The sequence below is a fragment of the Pantoea phosphatilytica genome, assembly GCF_051025615.1.
Lineage (GTDB): Bacteria > Pseudomonadota > Gammaproteobacteria > Enterobacterales > Enterobacteriaceae > Pantoea.
This window is the reverse complement of the sequence record NZ_JBPFDF010000001.1, coordinates 499,938-515,889: the sequence shown is the minus strand read 5'-3', so window position 1 is coordinate 515,889 and position 15,952 is coordinate 499,938. Positions and strand designations below refer to the sequence as shown.

Here is a 15,952-nt window from a genome sequence, read left to right as displayed (position 1 = left end):
CATCAGCGGGTTTTGATCACCAGCCGATTGCTCTGTTTGACCTCTTCCATCACCACATAGGTTCGCGTGTCGTTTACGCCCGGCAGGCGCAGCAGGGTTTCACCCAGCAGCTTACGATAGGCAGACATATCAGGTACGCGCGTTTTCAGCAGGTAGTCGAAATCACCAGAAACGAGGTGACACTCTTGAGTTTCCTCAAGTTTTTGCACAGCGGCGTTAAATTGTTCAAACACATCCGGCGCGCCACGATTCAGAGTAATCTCAACGAATACCAGCAGAGAGGCATCCAGATAGTGCGGGTTCAGCTGCGCAGTATAGCCAAGAATAAATCCCTGACGTTCGAGGCGGCGCACGCGCTCAAGGCATGGCGTAGGCGATAAGCCTACGCGTTTGGAAAGCTCTACGTTTGAAATGCGACCATCTTTCTGAAGTTCGTTCAGAATGTTCCTGTCAATTCTGTCGAGGTCTTTCCCGGGGCGTTTCTTATTGTCTACCATTATTATTGTCTCTCTTAATTCCTTCCCTTTACCTGCCACGCCCTGAAAACGCTCATTGTTCGGGGCATTTCTGAAGTGAGCTAACAGAACCTGTGTGGTGAGACCTATCGATATGACGCATGTTGTCTGTCCACATCATGCGTCATTATCCATATCAGGCTGCTTTTATCCGGCGTTACGTGCAAAACAGGCGAGGAAAACCTGTTTTGTGCCGATAAATGTTATTCACTTCTGATAATGTTTTCGCAAATGCGCAGGCGATTGTCAAAGTAAAATCACCAAATTCAGGACAAGATGCCAGACAGACCGCTGGGTATCTGTTTTTAAATGAGTATTTTTCCACTCCTGCACCGCTTTAACCCGAGTTTTGCCCCCTATTGGCGCATTGGCCAGGCAAAAAGGTCACTCATCGTCTACGCCGTTTGCAGCTATCGTTAACAAAATTGGCTAAGCCTTGTCATTGCCGCCGGATATTCCCTACAATCGCAGGCTATGTCAGCCGAATGAAACTGAGGAACGCATGAGTACGGCCAAACACAGTAAGTTACTCATTCTGGGCTCCGGCCCAGCGGGTTATACCGCAGCCGTTTATGCTGCACGCGCCAACCTGAATCCGGTCTTGATCACGGGTCTGGAGAAAGGCGGACAGCTGACCACCACCACTGAGGTGGAAAACTGGCCGGGCGACCCGCACGATCTGACAGGTCCATCGCTGATGGAGCGTATGCACGAGCATGCCGAAAAATTTAATACTGAGATCATTTTTGATCATATCCACACCGTGGATCTGCAGAACCGTCCGTTCCGCCTGACGGGCGACAGCGGCGAGTACACCGCAGATGCCCTGATCATCGCGACCGGTGCGTCAGCGCGCTATCTGGGCCTGCCTTCTGAAGAGGCGTTCAAAGGCAAAGGCGTCTCCGCCTGTGCAACCTGTGACGGTTTCTTCTACCGCAATCAGAAAGTGGCGGTCATCGGTGGCGGTAACACGGCGGTTGAAGAGGCCCTTTATCTGGCGAACATCGCCGCTGAAGTGCATCTGATTCACCGTCGCGACAGCTTCCGCGCCGAGAAGATCCTGATCGACCGTCTGATGGAAAAAGTGCGTAACGGCAATATCGTGCTGCACACCCATCGCACGCTGGAAGAGGTAACCGGCGATCAGATGGGTGTAACCGGCCTGACGCTGCGTTCTACCCAGAACAGCGATGAGACGGAAGCACTGGAAGTAGCTGGTCTCTTTGTCGCTATCGGACACAGCCCGAACACGGCCATCTTTGAGGGCCAGCTGGCGCTGGAGAACGGTTACATCAAAGTACAGTCAGGTCTGCACGGCAATGCCACCCAGACCAGCATCCCCGGCGTCTTTGCGGCAGGCGATGTAATGGACCATATTTATCGCCAGGCGATCACGTCAGCGGGCACCGGCTGTATGGCTGCGTTAGACGCTGAGCGTTTTCTTGACGGACTGGTTAAAAACGATCAGTAAGTTGTTAACTCTCTGATCTCAAATGTTCCAGGCGACGGTTTTTCAGTCGCCTTTTTTATTGCCCTCATGCTAGATTCTTGCCTCTGAAGCGCGCGAGACGCGCTTGCTGTTTTCCCCCTCATCGACATTTATCATGGTCTTGCATGGACAAATCGCGGCAGCAGCATCTTACCCGCTGGCTTCGTCAGCAACGTCGTTTCGCCGGTCGCTGGTTGCGGCTCAATACGCTGCTGGGCATGGCAGGAGCCCTGCTGATTATCGCCCAGTCGGCCCTGCTGGCCTCGCTGCTGCAGGCCCTGATTATCGACGGGCAACCGCGCGAAACCCTGACGTTCAGCATCCTGCTGCTGCTGCTCTGCTTTGTCCTGCGCGCCCTGATCAACTATGCCCGCGAACTGACCGGATTCCGGGCCGGACAGGCCATCCGCCAGGCGTTACGCCAGCAGGTACTGGATCGGCTGACTGAGCTGGGCCCGGCATGGATTCAGGGAAAACCCGCCGGAAGCTGGGCAACGCTGCTGCTGGAGCAGATTGAAGAGATGCAGGAGTACTACGCGCGTTATCTGCCGCAGATGACCCTGGCGGCGCTGATCCCCTGCTGCATTCTTCTGACCGTTTTCCCGCTGAACTGGACAGCCGGTCTGATCCTGTTTGTTACCGCGCCGCTGATTCCGCTCTTCATGGCGCTGGTGGGAATGGGCGCAGCCGAGGCGAACCGCCGCAACTTCCTGGTGCTGGCCCGGCTGAGCGGGAACTTTCTCGATCGCCTGCGCGGCCGCGAAACGCTGCGGCTCTTTAATCGCGGCGCCGCCGAGCAGCAGGCCGTTGCCGCCGCCACCACCGATTTTCGCCAGCGGACGATGGAGGTGCTGCGCCTCGCCTTTCTCTCCTCTGCGGTGCTGGAGTTCTTTGCCTCATTAGCGATTGCGGTGGTGGCCGTCTACTTTGGCTTCTCCTATCTGGGCGAACTCCATTTCGGCGATTACGGCCAGGGCGTCACGCTGTTCGCCGGTTTTCTGGTACTGATCCTCGCCCCGGAGTTTTTCCAGCCGTTGCGCGATCTTGGCGCGTTCTATCATGCTAAAGCGCAGGCGGTCGGCGGTGCCGATGCGCTTGAAGCTTTTATGCAGGCCACACCCGACGCCGCCCCGCAGGAGGGCCAGCAGCCCTTTTCCGCCAGTGACGCTGTCTCGGTGATCGCCACGGATCTGCGCGTCTGCGCCCCCGATGGCCAGCTGCTGTGTGGTCCCCTCACCTTCTCCATCGCCCCGTATGAACAGATTGCGCTGGTTGGCCAGAGCGGGGCCGGTAAAACCGCCCTGATGAACGCCCTGCTGGGTTTCCTGCCCTATCAGGGATCCCTGAGGGTCAATGGCACGGAACTGCGTGAAATACGGCGAACGGACTGGCATCAGCAGCTTAGCTGGGTGGGGCAGAATCCTCAGTTACCGGCCGCCACCCTGCGCGACAACATTCTGATGGGTGCCGCCTGTGAGCCCGACCGTTTTAACGCACTGCTTGAATCATGCGGCATTACCGAGTTTCTGCCCCGTCTCCCGCAGGGCATCGACACGCCGCCAGGCGAAGGGAGCCATCAGCTCTCTGTGGGCCAGGCGCAGCGCATCGCGGTTGCGCGCGCACTCTATAAGTCCGCCCATCTTTTACTGCTGGATGAACCTGCCGCCAGCCTGGATGCGCTGAGTGAACGTCATGTGATGATGGCGCTGAACCAGGCCGCGGCCCGTCAGACCACGCTGATGATTACCCATCAGATCGACACGCTGAGCCACGGGCAGACCCTCTGGGTCATGGAAGCAGGTAAACTGGTGCAGCAGGGAAGCTGGCAGCAACTCTCGCAACAGCCGGGTGCCTTCAGCGAGATGCTGAAGCATCGTCAACAGGAGATCCAGTGATGTCCGCCCTGCGTCCTTTTCTTCGTCTCTGGCAGCGCCACCCGTTCCGCCTGGCGCTGGGTATCGTGCTGGCGATGGTGACCCTGCTGGCCAGCATCAGCCTGCTGACCCTTTCCGGCTGGTTTCTTGCCGCCTCATCCGTGGCGGGCGTTGCCGGACTCTATACCTTTAACTATATGCTGCCTGCGGCGGGCGTACGCGGAGCCGCGATCATTCGCACGGCCGCACGCTATGCCGAACGCCTGGTCAGCCACGACGCGACATTCCGGGTTCTGCAGCATCTGCGTGTTCATACGTTCGGTCGTCTGATGGCGCTCTCGCCGGGCCAGCTGTCGCTGTTCCGCCAGGCAGATCTGCTTAACCGCTTTGTGGCCGATGTCGATACGCTGGATCATCTCTATCTGCGTGTCATCTCGCCGCTGACGGGCGCCTTTGTGGTGATTGTGGTGGTGACGCTCGGGCTGAGCCTGATCGCTGTTCCGCTGGCACTGACGCTGGGCGGGATCATGCTCGCCACCCTGGTGCTGATGCCCGCGCTGTTTTATCGCCTCGGCTCACCGGCCGGCACGGCAATTGCCCGTGGCCGCGCCCGCTGGCGTTTACAGCTGACGCAGTGGCTGTCGGCGCAGGCGGAACTGACGCTGTATGGCGCTTCGCAGCCGTGGCGTCAGCAGCTCGATGAGGATGAACAGCGCTGGCAGCAGGCTCAGCGCCAGCAACAGCATCTGCAGGCGGCGGCACAGAGTTTGCTGCTGCTGATCAGCGGCGTGACGGTCACTCTGCTGCTCTGGCTCAGCGCCGCGACCATCAGCGACCAGCAGCTACCCGGTTCGCTGATTGCGCTGGTGGTGTTTTGTTCGCTGGCAGCCTTCGAAGCACTGGCTCCGATCGCCGGGGCGTTTTTGCCGATGTCGCAGGTGATCGCGGCCACGCAGCGGGTCAGTGAGGTGATCGATCAGCCCCCCACGATCGCTTTTCCGGCAGACTCAACGGCCGGGCCCGGCAGCCTGACCGTCCACATCGACCAGGTTGACTTCAGCTACCCCGGCCGTCCGGAGAAGGTGCTGAACCGCTGTAGCCTTGAGGTGGGTGCAGGCGAACGCATTGCGCTTCTGGGGCCGACCGGATGCGGGAAATCTACGCTGCTGGCGCTGTTAACCCGTGGCTGGGAGAGTCAGCACGGCGTAATCAGCCTTAACGATCGGCCCGTTGCAACCTGGTCAGAGTCTGAACTGCGTCAGCGTATCAGCGTGGTCACGCAGCGGGTTCACCTTTTCAGTCAGAGCCTGCGCGATAACCTCCTGCTGGCCTGCCCGGACGCCAGCGACGACCGGCTTATCCGCGCCCTGAATGATGTCGGCCTGCAGCGTCTGCATGAGACCCCGGAAGGGCTGAACGCCTGGATGGGCGAAGGCGGTCGCCCGCTTTCCGGCGGCGAACTGCGTCGTCTCGCGCTGGCACGCGCGCTGCTGCATGATGGCGATCTCTGGCTGCTGGATGAACCGACCGAAGGCCTGGATGCTACTACCGAGCAGCACATCCTCGCGCTTCTGCAGCAGTTAACGGCAGGTAAGACTGTGGTAATGGTTTCCCATCGGCTCAGCGGTCTGGAACAGATGGATCGTATCTGCGTGATGGATAATGGCGAAATTATCGAACAGGGCAGCCATGCCGAATTAATCTCAAAAGCAGGTCGCTACTGGCGTTTCCGGCAGCGTATTGCGTTATAGTCATAGCGAAACGCTGATGGGTAACATAACGCAATGAGACTGGTTCAACTGTCACGGGAATCTCTGCACTTCCCCCCTCCTGAAATGGCCCTGCGCGAGCCGAATGGTCTGCTGGCTATGGGGGGCGATCTCTCCCCTGCCCGGTTACTTAACGCCTATCAGCACGGCATCTTTCCCTGGTTTTCGTCCGGCGATCCAATTCTCTGGTGGTCACCCGATCCCCGCGCGGTGCTGCTGCCTGATCAGTTTCATCTCAGCCGCAGCATGAAACGGTTTCACAGCCGATCACCCTATCGCGTCACCATGAATCAGTCGTTTGCCGCCGTGATTGAGGGCTGTGCCAGCGGTCGCGATGAAGGCACCTGGATTACCTTTGAGATGAAACGCGCCTGGTTACGACTCTATGAACTGGGCCACGCACACTCCATCGAGGTCTGGGATGAGCAGCAGCTGGTCGGCGGCCTGTATGGCCTTGCGCTGGGACAAATCTTCTGCGGCGAATCGATGTTCAGCCGTCAGCAGAATGCTTCTAAAACCGCACTCTGGGTCTTTTGTCAGCATTTTATCCGACACCAGGGACAGCTGATCGACTGCCAGGTGCTCAATCCTCATACGGCCTCGCTGGGCGCGCAGGAGATCCCGCGGGCTGACTATCTGCAGTATGTACAACGCCTTGCGAGCCAGCCGGTCAGCGAAGGCTGCTGGCAGACACAAACCCTTTTTTAGCCGTGTCGAGATGTTTTGCACACATAAAGGCGGTTAAGTGGTATAATGGTCAGGTTTGGTATGTCGTCCGCGCTTCGCATTCCTGAGCCGGAATTGCCAGGCTGGGAATCTCAACGCACTCTCGGAACTGTTTTCAATCGTGCGCGTGTAACCGGTTGATACAGATTCTTAGCCCGCTAATCCCCTGCAGACGTCACATAAACACCCTAATTTTACCGGATGCGCGCCCTGGCGTGCACCCCAGCAAAGCGTTGGCAAAATCGCCGACGGTTCTTTACATAAATCGTTGGATTGGGCATTATCTTGCCGGTTCAACTGAAAGGTAGTACACCCAGAGGATTCGATGGCCAAAGAAGACAATATTGAAATGCAAGGTACCGTACTGGATACGTTACCTAACACCATGTTCCGCGTAGAACTTGAGAACGGACACGTGGTTACTGCTCACATCTCCGGTAAAATGCGCAAAAACTACATCCGCATCCTGACGGGTGACAAAGTGACCGTTGAGCTGACCCCGTACGACCTGAGCAAAGGCCGCATTGTCTTCCGTAGTCGCTAATTTGCAGTAATCTCATCGCTTTGCGTTAAGCAGCGAAAAAAAGGCCGGATAATCATCCGGCCTTTTTCATCTCTGCAGCGGGGCTTAGTGCACCGTGCCTTCCGTTTTACGTTTTTCTGCGCTCAGGAAGTGATAGGTCAGTTCACCCTTCTCACGATCCAGCGCCACTGACACTGAGCCACCATCCACCAGTGAACCAAACAGCAGTTCGTTGGCTAACGGTTTTTTCAGGCTGTCCTGAACGGTGCGTGCCATCGGACGGGCGCCCATCGCTTTGTCATAGCCCTTCTCAGCCAGCCAGTCGCGCGCTTCATCGCTGACTTCCAGCGACACGCCTTTCGCATCCAGCTGCGCCTGCAGTTCGACAATAAACTTGTCGACCACCTGATGGATCACCTCTGGTGACAGGTGACTGAACCAGATGATGTTGTCGAGACGGTTGCGGAACTCTGGCGTAAAGATCTTTTTGATCTCTTCCATCGCGTCGCTGCTGTTGTCCTGATGAATCAGGCCGATCGATTTACGTTCGGTCTCGCGCACACCGGCGTTGGTGGTCATGACCAGCACCACGTTACGGAAGTCCGCTTTGCGACCGTTGTTATCGGTCAGCATACCGTTATCCATCACCTGCAGCAGCAGGTTAAAGACATCCGGATGCGCTTTCTCGATCTCATCCAGCAGCACGACCGCGTGCGGATGCTTAATCACGGCATCGGTCAGCAGACCGCCCTGATCAAAACCGACGTAGCCCGGAGGCGCACCGATCAGGCGGCTGACGGTGTGACGCTCCATGTACTCGGACATGTCGAAACGCAGCAGCTCAATGCCCAGTGCTTTCGCCAGCTGCACGGTGACTTCCGTTTTACCCACACCGGTCGGACCGGCGAACAGGAAGGAACCGACCGGCTTGCGATCCTGACCCAGACCGGCGCGGCTCATCTTGATCGCTTCGGTCAGCGCCTCGATAGCGTTGTCCTGGCCAAACACCAGCATTTTCAGGCGCTCGCCCAGATTTTTCAGCGTATCGCGGTCGGTTGCCGACACGCTCTGCTCCGGAATACGGGCAATACGCGCCACGACCGTTTCAATGTCAGAGACGTTGATGGTTTTCTTACGCTTGCTGGCTGGCATCAGGCGCGCACGGGCACCCGCCTCATCAATCACGTCAATCGCCTTGTCGGGCAGATGACGATCGTTGATATACTTCACCGCCAGCTCCACGGCGGCGCGCACCGCTTTCGCGGTATAACGCACATCGTGATGCGCTTCGTACTTGGTTTTCAGGCCGTTCAGGATCTGCACGGTCTCTTCGACAGAAGGTTCCGTGATGTCGATCTTCTGGAAACGACGGGCCAGCGCACGATCTTTTTCGAAGATGTTGCTGAACTCCTGATAGGTGGTGGAGCCCATTACCCGGATCTTGCCCGACGAGAGCAGCGGTTTGATCAGGTTAGCCGCATCGACCTGGCCGCCTGATGCCGCACCCGCACCGATGATAGTATGGATCTCATCGATAAACAGGATGCTGTGCTCGTCCTGCTCCAGCTGCTTCAGCAGCGCTTTGAAACGTTTTTCAAAGTCACCACGGTACTTGGTGCCCGCCAGCAGGGAACCAATATCCAGCGAGTAGATGGTGCACTCTTTCATCACTTCCGGAACGTCGCCCTGCTCGATACGCCAGGCGAGACCCTCTGCGATAGCGGTTTTACCCACACCCGATTCGCCTACCAGCAGGGGGTTATTTTTACGACGACGGCACAGGACCTGAATGGTACGTTCCAGCTCTTTATCGCGACCAATCAGTGGATCGATCCCACCGACGCGAGCAAGCTGATTAAGATTGGTGGTGAAGTTTTCCATACGCTCCTCCCCGCCTGCTTGCTCTTCGTTAACCGGATTTTCAGCGCCTGGCGCCTGGCCCGGTTCATCTTTGCGTGTACCGTGAGAGATAAAGTTCACCACATCAAGGCGGCTCACTTCATGTTTGCGTAACAGATAAGCCGCTTGCGACTCCTGCTCGCTGAAGATGGCGACCAGCACGTTTGCCCCGGACACTTCGCTGCGACCGGATGACTGGACATGGAAAACCGCACGCTGCAGGACGCGCTGGAAGCTGAGCGTGGGTTGGGTATCGCGCTCCTCTTCGCTGGCGGGCAGCACCGGTGTGGTCTGTTCGATGAAGGCTTCGAGTTCCTGCCGCAGAGCCACCATGTCCACCGTACAGGCTTCCAGTGCCTCTCTGGCCGACGGGTTACTGAGCAACGCCAGTAACAGATGCTCGACGGTCATAAACTCATGACGGTGCTCACGCGCTCTGGCGAAAGCCATATTTAAACTGAGTTCCAGTTCTTGATTGAGCATTAGGCACCTCCCCCAATTATCGCCCTTACCAGCTTCCTATATGGAGACGGGTTCAGGCTTTTTCCAGCGTACACAGCAACGGATGATGGTTTTCCCGCGCATAGTTGTTCACCTGGGCCGCTTTTGTTTCCGCGACTTCTGCAGTAAATACACCACAGATCGCTTTGCCGTGATAGTGAACTTTCAACATCAGTTGCGTTGCACGTTCAACATCATAAGAAAAGAACTTTTGTACAACGTCAATAACAAATTCCATAGGTGTATAATCGTCATTATTCAGAATGACTTTATACATTGAAGGTGGCTTTAATCCTTCGCGTACTTTATCTTCGGCCAGATGTTCAAAGTTAAGCCAGTCGTTTGTGTTTGCCATAGTGTTCCGTTGAGATTGTGCTTTAGCCTTTCTGAGGCTTCATGTTGCAAGTTTAACATGCCTGTCAAGCGGCAGATCGCTGCTGAAAATTTATTCAGAAATTTCCCTGCGCGACCTGCATCACAAAATTCGTAATAGCGTTAACTGCCTCAAATTTTGATGAATTTTTCCCCACCTGGCCCGGTGGTTTGCTTGACGCCAGCGGCGCTTACTCTACATTCTACCTGCACAGGCTGATTGAGTTTTAATCAAATGCGACTCACAGCGCTAAAGACCTCACCTACTTATAAAATGTCTTGCGAGGGAAGTAAAAGCATGGAAACGGGCACAGTTAAATGGTTCAACAATTCCAAAGGCTTTGGCTTTATCTGTCCGGTCGGCGGTGGCGAAGATATTTTTGCGCACTACTCCACCATTCAGATGGAGGGCTACCGAACGCTGAAGGCAGGCCAGCAGGTTCAGTTCGATGTGCATGAAGGCCCGAAAGGCAATCACGCCAGCCTCATCGTCCCGGTTGAGGCACAGGCCGTCGCCTGACCGCCGCCCGTCGCTGAACCCGATCCACAAATGCCAGCCAGTGCCGCTGGCATTTTCCTGTGCACCAGACATTAGTCTGCCTGCCCCTGCGCCAGCCCGACGACCCGATCAAACATCTGCCGCAGCAGCGCCGGGATAGCCTGCGTGCCCCGTTCTGCGGCGGCGCTGGCGACGGCGATCGCCAGTTCTGGCTTCGAACTGCGATGGATAGCTTTAGTAATAATACGCCGGGAACTCATCGGAACGTTTAACGGCAGGTGCGCCATCTGATGATAGACAGCCTGAAACCCCTGGTGATAAAGAAAGTTCTCCATATCCAGGGCGGGCAGCTGTGTGAGAAAGCGGGGTTCGGGCTCACCGGGCTGCAGCTGCGCACGCGCCGTGCTGGCATACTTATTACCCGCCTGATCGCCATCCGTCAGGACATGCCAGGCTATGCCCATTCGCCGGGCAAATTTCAGCAGCGGCTTCAGGCCCGACTGCGCAAACTCGATCACTTTCACCCCTTCAGCGGCGAAGTTGTAGCCGCACTGCTGTGCCAGCTCATGCATGATCCAGACCTCGGTTTCGCCCTCGACCAGCAACCAGCAGCGGGCAAAAAGCGCGGCTGGCCGGTTGACCCGGATATGAAAGCCGATGCGACGGCTCTCCTCTGCACTCAGCCCTTCCGGGCCGATGCGCCAGGCCGCGACGCGCGACGGACCGCGCACCAGCCGGCAGACGTGCTCCACCGGCACCTGCGACAGCAGTTCGGCGGAATTGGTAGTGGCGATTTTCTGCAGGGGTAACAGCCTCAGCAGGTTCCAGGCAACTGACAGCATAATCGGATGCAGCCGGGTTTCCGGATCTTCAATCAGCAGCAGCGGCCGGGCATCGGCGGCCAGCGGCACCTCTCCCCGCGCCGCTATCAACAGGGTAAACATCTGCAGCAGGATCAGCTGACGGCTGCGGGAATCGGTGCCGGCAATCAGCTGATTCAGATGATCCAGCGCCCGCCAGCCGTGCATGCCATCGCGCGTGTGCGATTCCCGGTCGCGCGGCGCGTTAACGGCCTCCGGCGACTGCACCAGAAAGTAGTGCTGCATCAGCTGCTGCATGGTTTTCAGCCCCTGCCGCAGCACCTCATCGCTGAGCTGTTGCGGATGGCGCTCCAGGTCACGCGCCAGACGCTCCATGCCCGCCAGCAACTCGGGATGGGCGGCGGTGACAGGCGCACGATTCCGCGTCCGTTTACTGAAGCGGGCGTCGCGCAGACGCAGCACCGGATAGCGCTTCAGCAACAGCGCAATCGCCGCCGCGCAGTTCTGCTCCGGTAAGCGCTGACCCTTCACGTCCACGAAACGGCGACGGGATTCGATGCCGCTCTCCCGCCAGGTCGCACTGACGCTGTAACAGAGCCAGCGCTGGCCCTGCGCATCCTGCTGCCAGAAGGGGGAGAAGATCGCGTCGGGATCGCGGCCATCGTCCCGGTAGTGAAACACCACCGACAGGCGGCGCATGGCGTCGGTGACGTCGCCCGGTGTGAAGTGAAAGTCGCCCTGAGTAAAGATGTAGGCCGGTTCATGGGGCGAAAGCAGCAGGCTCAGGGCATCCAGCAGGCTGGATTTCCCCCAGGCGTTTTCACCAATCAGCAGGTTGGTCCGGGTCAGGGGCAGTGAGAGCTTATTGATGCCGCGGAAACCGCGAATGTCGATATGTTCCAGAATCATAGGCGTCCTTCCTCCGGTTATAAAGAGCATGGTTGCCGTCAGCCAGCCGGTCAAGCAGTAACGGGGTTTACTCCGTTACGCTTTTTCGCTAGCGTGTGGCCTCTTTCCTCCACGGATGGCTTCTGCTATGTATTCCGGACTTCTGATTATTCTGCTGCCCCTGATCGCGGGCTGGCTGTTACCCTTCCGTCAGACGGCGATGCTGCGCCGCGTCAATCAGCTGCTGGGCTGGATGGTCTATGTCATCCTGTTCTTTATGGGCATCAGCCTGGCGTTTCTCGATAACCTCGGCAGCAATCTGCTGGCGATCTTTCACACCGCGCTGGTGGCGGCCTTCTGCATTCTGCTTTGCAACCTGCTGGCGCTGCGCGGTCTGGAAAAGTTTGTCCCCTGGCAGCATCTTCACCGACAGGAGAAGCTGCCCTCGCGGCTCAATATGGCGCTGGACTCCCTGAAACTCTGCGGCGTCGTGGTCATCGGTTTTCTGCTTGGCCTGACCCAGTGGCCCCTCCTGCATCACGCCGCAACGGCCAGCGAATATGCGCTGATTTTCCTGCTGTTCCTGGTGGGCATTCAGCTGCGCGGCAGCGGCATGACGCTGCGCCAGATTATCCTCAATCGCCGCGGTATGCTGGTGGCCAGCGTGGTGCTGGTCAGTGCGCTTATCGGCGGCGTGATTGCGGCACTGCTACTGGGGATGCCGGTGAAAACCGGGCTGGCCTTATCCAGCGGCTTTGGCTGGTACTCGCTCTCCGGGATCCTGATGACCGAAGCCTTTGGCCCGGTCACCGGCAGCGCCGCTTTCTTTAACGATCTGATTCGGGAGCTGGTGGCGATCATGCTGATTCCGGCGCTGATTGGCCGTCATCGCTCCAGCGCGCTGGGCCTGTGCGGTGCCACCTCCATGGACTTTACCCTGCCGGTGCTGCAGCGGGCGGGCGGCAATGAGATTGTCCCGGCCGCCATCGTGCATGGCTTTGTGATGAGCCTGCTGGCGCCGATTCTTATCGCTCTCTTCTCCGCCTGACCGCAAGCCAGCCCCGCTACGGACGCTCCTTAAACCCGGGGGCGTCATCGGGCGGTCGGGATCAGCCGCTCCGCTTTCTTCTGGCGTCCGGCGGCTGATTGCCAGTAGCGCCTGCGGTTATCCGGCCAGCCCTGCCAGCGCATTTTTTCACGCCTGCTTTTCTGCCGTGTCGTCTACGCTTCTTTTTTCAGTTCTGGTCACGTTGCCGGACGGATCGATAAAGGAGAAGCGCATGAAACAAACCGTAGCGGCACTGGTCGCTAAAACGCTGGAAAGCGCAGGTGTAAAACGCATCTGGGGCGTCACCGGGGACTCCCTGAACGGCCTGAGCGACAGCCTGAATCGCATGGGCACCATCGAATGGATGCCTACACGTCATGAAGAGGTCGCCGCCTTTGCGGCCGGTGCGGAAGCGCATATCAGCGGAGAACTGGCGGTCTGTGCCGGCTCCTGCGGGCCGGGTAACCTGCATCTGATCAACGGTTTGTTCGACTGCCACCGCAATCGCGTGCCGGTCCTGGCGATCGCGGCACACATCCCCTCCAGCGAGATCGGCAGCGGCTATTTCCAGGAAACGCATCCTCAGGAGCTGTTCCGTGAGTGCAGCCACTACTGTGAACTGGTGTCGAACCCGGAGCAGCTACCGCAGGTGCTGGGTATCGCGATGCGAAAGGCGATCCTGAATCGCGGGGTCTCTGTGGTGGTACTGCCAGGGGATATCGCCCTGCAGCTGGCGCCGGAAAGCGCCCGCGCGGAGTGGTATCCGCCGCAATTGCCGCAGGTCCTGCCCCAGCCCGCCGAACTGGCGCAGCTGGCCAAGACGCTGAACGAAGCCTCAGAGATTACTCTCCTGTGCGGCAGTGGCTGTGCCGGAGCGCATCAGGAAGTGGTCGCGCTGGCTGAGGCGCTGCAGGCACCGATCGTTCATGCGCTGCGCGGGAAAGAGCATATCGAATATGACAACCCCTATGATGTGGGCATGACCGGCCTGATCGGCTTCTCATCCGGCTTTCACGCCATGATGAACGCCAGCACGCTGGTGCTGCTGGGCACCCAGTTTCCCTATCGCGCCTTCTATCCGGAAAAGGCGCGGATTATCCAGATCGACATCAACCCTGGCAGCCTGGGGTCGCACTGTCACGTCGACCAGGCCTATGTCGGCGATGTGAAAAGCACGCTGCAGGCGCTGCTCCCTCAGCTGACGCCGAAAAGCGACAGCCGCCATCTCGACAGCGCGGTGAAGCACTACGGCGAGGCGCGTAAAAGTCTGGACGAGCTGGCGCAGCCCAACGATAAGCAGGCGATCCATCCGCAATATCTGGCGCAGCAAATCAGCCACTACGCCAGCGACGACGCCATTTTTACCTGCGACGTCGGCACCCCGACCGTCTGGGCGGCGCGCTATCTCAAGATGAACGGCAGACGCCGCCTGCTGGGTTCGTTTAACCACGGCTCGATGGCGAATGCGATGCCGCAGGCGCTGGGGGCGCAGTCGATCGATCGCGATCGTCAGGTCGTCGCGCTGTGCGGCGACGGCGGCTTCAGTATGCTGATGGGCGATTTTATCTCGCTGGCGCAGCTGAACATGCCGGTGAAGATCGTGATCTTCAACAACAGCGTGCTGGGCTTCGTGGCGATGGAGATGAAGGCGGGCGGCTATCTGACCGACGGCACGGAGCTAAGTAATCCCGATTTCGCCGCTATCGCCAGGGCCTGTGGCATCCGGGGGATCCGCGTGGAGAAAGCGTCGGATCTCAACGGCGCGCTGGAAGAGGCCTTTGCCCATGACGGCCCGGTGCTGGTGGATGTCATCACCGCCAAAGAGGAGCTGGCGATGCCGCCGCAGATCAAGCTGGAGCAGGCCAAAGGCTTCAGCCTCTATATGCTGCGCGCCATTATGAATGGCCGTGGCGACGAGGTGGTAGAACTGGCGAAAACCAACTGGCTGCGGTAAAACAGAGAGGCCATCAGGGCGGGCGCGAGGCCCGCCTTTTTTTTCCGCCACGTTCAGGAGCATAAGGTGATCGATTTACGCAGTGATACCGTGACCCGGCCCAGCGCCGCCATGTTAAGCGCCATGATGTCTGCCGAAACCGGTGATGACGTCTATCGTGACGACCCTACCGTGAATGCGCTGGAAGCGGAAGCGGCACGGCTGAGCGGCAAAGCTGCCGCGCTGTTTTTTCCGACCGGCACCCAGGCCAACCTGGTGGCGCTGCTGAGTCACTGCGAACGGGGCGATGAATATATCGTGGGCCAGCAGGCGCACAACTACAAATATGAGGCGGGCGGTGCGGCGGTGCTGGGCAGCATTCAGCCACAGCCTGTGCTGGCCGCAGAGGATGGCACACTGCCGCTCGACGTGGTGGCGGCTGCCATCAAGCCGGACGATATTCACTTTGCCCGCACCCGTCTGCTGAGCCTGGAGAACACCCATCACGGCAAGGTCCTGCCGCTGGCCTATCTGGAGCAGGCGTGGGCTTTTACCCGCCAGCATCAGCTGGCGCTGCATATTGATGGCGCGCGCATTTTCAACGCGGTGGTCGCTCAGCAGACTACGCTGGCGGCGATCGCGCGTTACTGCGACACCCTGACCATCTGTCTCTCCAAGGGGCTCGGCACACCGGCTGGCTCCCTGCTGTGTGGCGACACGGCGCTGATTGAGCGCGCCCGTCGCTGGCGCAAAATGACCGGTGGCGGCATGCGCCAGGCGGGTATCCTGGCGGCCGCCGGTCTCTACGCGTTCGGGCACAATGTGGCGCGTCTGCAGGAGGATCATGACAATGCCGCCTGGCTGGGCGAGCAGTTGCAGGCGCTGGGTGTCAGCGTCATCGATCAGCAGACCAACATGCTGTTTGTGGCGGTGCCGGAAGATCAGGTCAGCGCCCTGGGTGACTGGATGAAAGCGCACGGCGTGTTAATCAGTGTCGGCACCCGCACCCGGCTGGTCACTCATCTGGATGTGGACCGGGCGGCGCTGACGCAGGTTGTCGCCCACTGGAAGGCTTTCCTGCAGCAGCGCTAACCG

At 58.7% G+C, this 15,952-nt stretch carries 13 protein-coding genes; 9 read left to right on the top strand and 4 right to left on the bottom strand.

Going from position 1 to position 15,952, the window contains the following annotated elements; genetic code table 11:
* Window positions 1–2: 2 nt before the first annotated feature.
* Window positions 3–497, bottom strand: a complete 495-nt coding sequence (gene lrp / locus ACR6AS_RS02695; RefSeq protein ID WP_006118610.1) for a leucine-responsive transcriptional regulator Lrp — start codon at window positions 495–497, stop codon at window positions 3–5.
* A 520-nt stretch (window positions 498–1,017) separates the two neighbouring features.
* On the opposite strand from lrp, the gene trxB reads away from it, so the two are divergent.
* From trxB to infA, 5 genes are all read left to right on the top strand, one after another.
* Complete coding sequence (gene trxB / locus ACR6AS_RS02690) at window positions 1,018–1,986, top strand: thioredoxin-disulfide reductase (protein WP_111138822.1); 969 nt, start codon at window positions 1,018–1,020, stop codon at window positions 1,984–1,986.
* A gap of 143 nt (window positions 1,987–2,129) precedes the next feature.
* Window positions 2,130–3,899: a heme ABC transporter permease/ATP-binding protein CydD gene (gene cydD, locus ACR6AS_RS02685; protein WP_434161054.1), complete on the top strand. Its 1,770-nt coding sequence runs from the start codon at window positions 2,130–2,132 to the stop codon at window positions 3,897–3,899.
* On the top strand, window positions 3,899–5,629 hold the full coding sequence (gene cydC / locus ACR6AS_RS02680; protein WP_434161052.1) for a heme ABC transporter ATP-binding protein/permease CydC: 1,731 nt from the start codon (window positions 3,899–3,901) through the stop codon (window positions 5,627–5,629). The genes cydD and cydC overlap by 1 nt, the downstream gene beginning before the upstream one ends.
* Window positions 5,630–5,662: 33 nt before the next feature.
* Window positions 5,663–6,355, top strand: a complete 693-nt coding sequence (aat, locus tag ACR6AS_RS02675) for a leucyl/phenylalanyl-tRNA--protein transferase (RefSeq protein ID WP_111138825.1) — start codon at window positions 5,663–5,665, stop codon at window positions 6,353–6,355.
* 343 nt (window positions 6,356–6,698) lie between these two features.
* Window positions 6,699–6,917, top strand: coding sequence for a translation initiation factor IF-1 (gene infA / locus ACR6AS_RS02670; protein ID WP_002211347.1), 219 nt, complete (start codon window positions 6,699–6,701; stop codon window positions 6,915–6,917).
* 84 nt (window positions 6,918–7,001) lie between these two features.
* Here the strand turns inward: infA and clpA are convergent, their stop codons facing one another.
* Both clpA and clpS read right to left on the bottom strand, forming a co-directional pair.
* The gene (clpA, locus tag ACR6AS_RS02665; RefSeq protein ID WP_293773874.1) at window positions 7,002–9,278 is read right to left on the bottom strand and encodes an ATP-dependent Clp protease ATP-binding subunit ClpA; all 2,277 of its coding nucleotides are present in this window, start codon (window positions 9,276–9,278) and stop codon (window positions 7,002–7,004) included.
* A 52-nt stretch (window positions 9,279–9,330) separates the two neighbouring features.
* Window positions 9,331–9,651, bottom strand: a complete 321-nt coding sequence (gene clpS / locus ACR6AS_RS02660) for an ATP-dependent Clp protease adapter ClpS (RefSeq protein ID WP_003849318.1) — start codon at window positions 9,649–9,651, stop codon at window positions 9,331–9,333.
* 315 nt (window positions 9,652–9,966) lie between these two features.
* Between clpS and cspD the strand changes: the two genes are divergently transcribed.
* The gene (gene cspD / locus ACR6AS_RS02655; protein ID WP_111141235.1) at window positions 9,967–10,188 is read left to right on the top strand and encodes a cold shock-like protein CspD; all 222 of its coding nucleotides are present in this window, start codon (window positions 9,967–9,969) and stop codon (window positions 10,186–10,188) included.
* Window positions 10,189–10,259: 71 nt separating this feature from the next.
* Here the strand turns inward: cspD and ACR6AS_RS02650 are convergent, their stop codons facing one another.
* Entirely contained in the window at window positions 10,260–11,897 is a 1,638-nt protein-coding gene (locus ACR6AS_RS02650; protein WP_293773871.1) for an ATP-dependent nuclease, read from the bottom strand.
* A 127-nt stretch (window positions 11,898–12,024) separates the two neighbouring features.
* Here ACR6AS_RS02650 and ACR6AS_RS02645 point away from each other — a divergent pair, with 127 nt between their 5' ends.
* The 3 genes from ACR6AS_RS02645 to ltaE all read left to right on the top strand — a co-directional run bounded on the left by ACR6AS_RS02645 (window position 12,025) and on the right by ltaE (window position 15,949).
* Window positions 12,025–12,924 (top strand): LysO family transporter, encoded by a 900-nt coding sequence (locus ACR6AS_RS02645; protein WP_111141233.1) that lies wholly within the window; start codon window positions 12,025–12,027, stop codon window positions 12,922–12,924.
* Between the two features lie 232 nt (window positions 12,925–13,156).
* On the top strand, window positions 13,157–14,878 hold the full coding sequence (gene poxB / locus ACR6AS_RS02640) for a ubiquinone-dependent pyruvate dehydrogenase (protein ID WP_111141232.1): 1,722 nt from the start codon (window positions 13,157–13,159) through the stop codon (window positions 14,876–14,878).
* Window positions 14,879–14,944: 66 nt separating this feature from the next.
* The gene (gene ltaE, locus ACR6AS_RS02635; RefSeq protein ID WP_293773866.1) at window positions 14,945–15,949 is read left to right on the top strand and encodes a low-specificity L-threonine aldolase; all 1,005 of its coding nucleotides are present in this window, start codon (window positions 14,945–14,947) and stop codon (window positions 15,947–15,949) included.
* Window positions 15,950–15,952 lie beyond the last annotated feature (3 nt).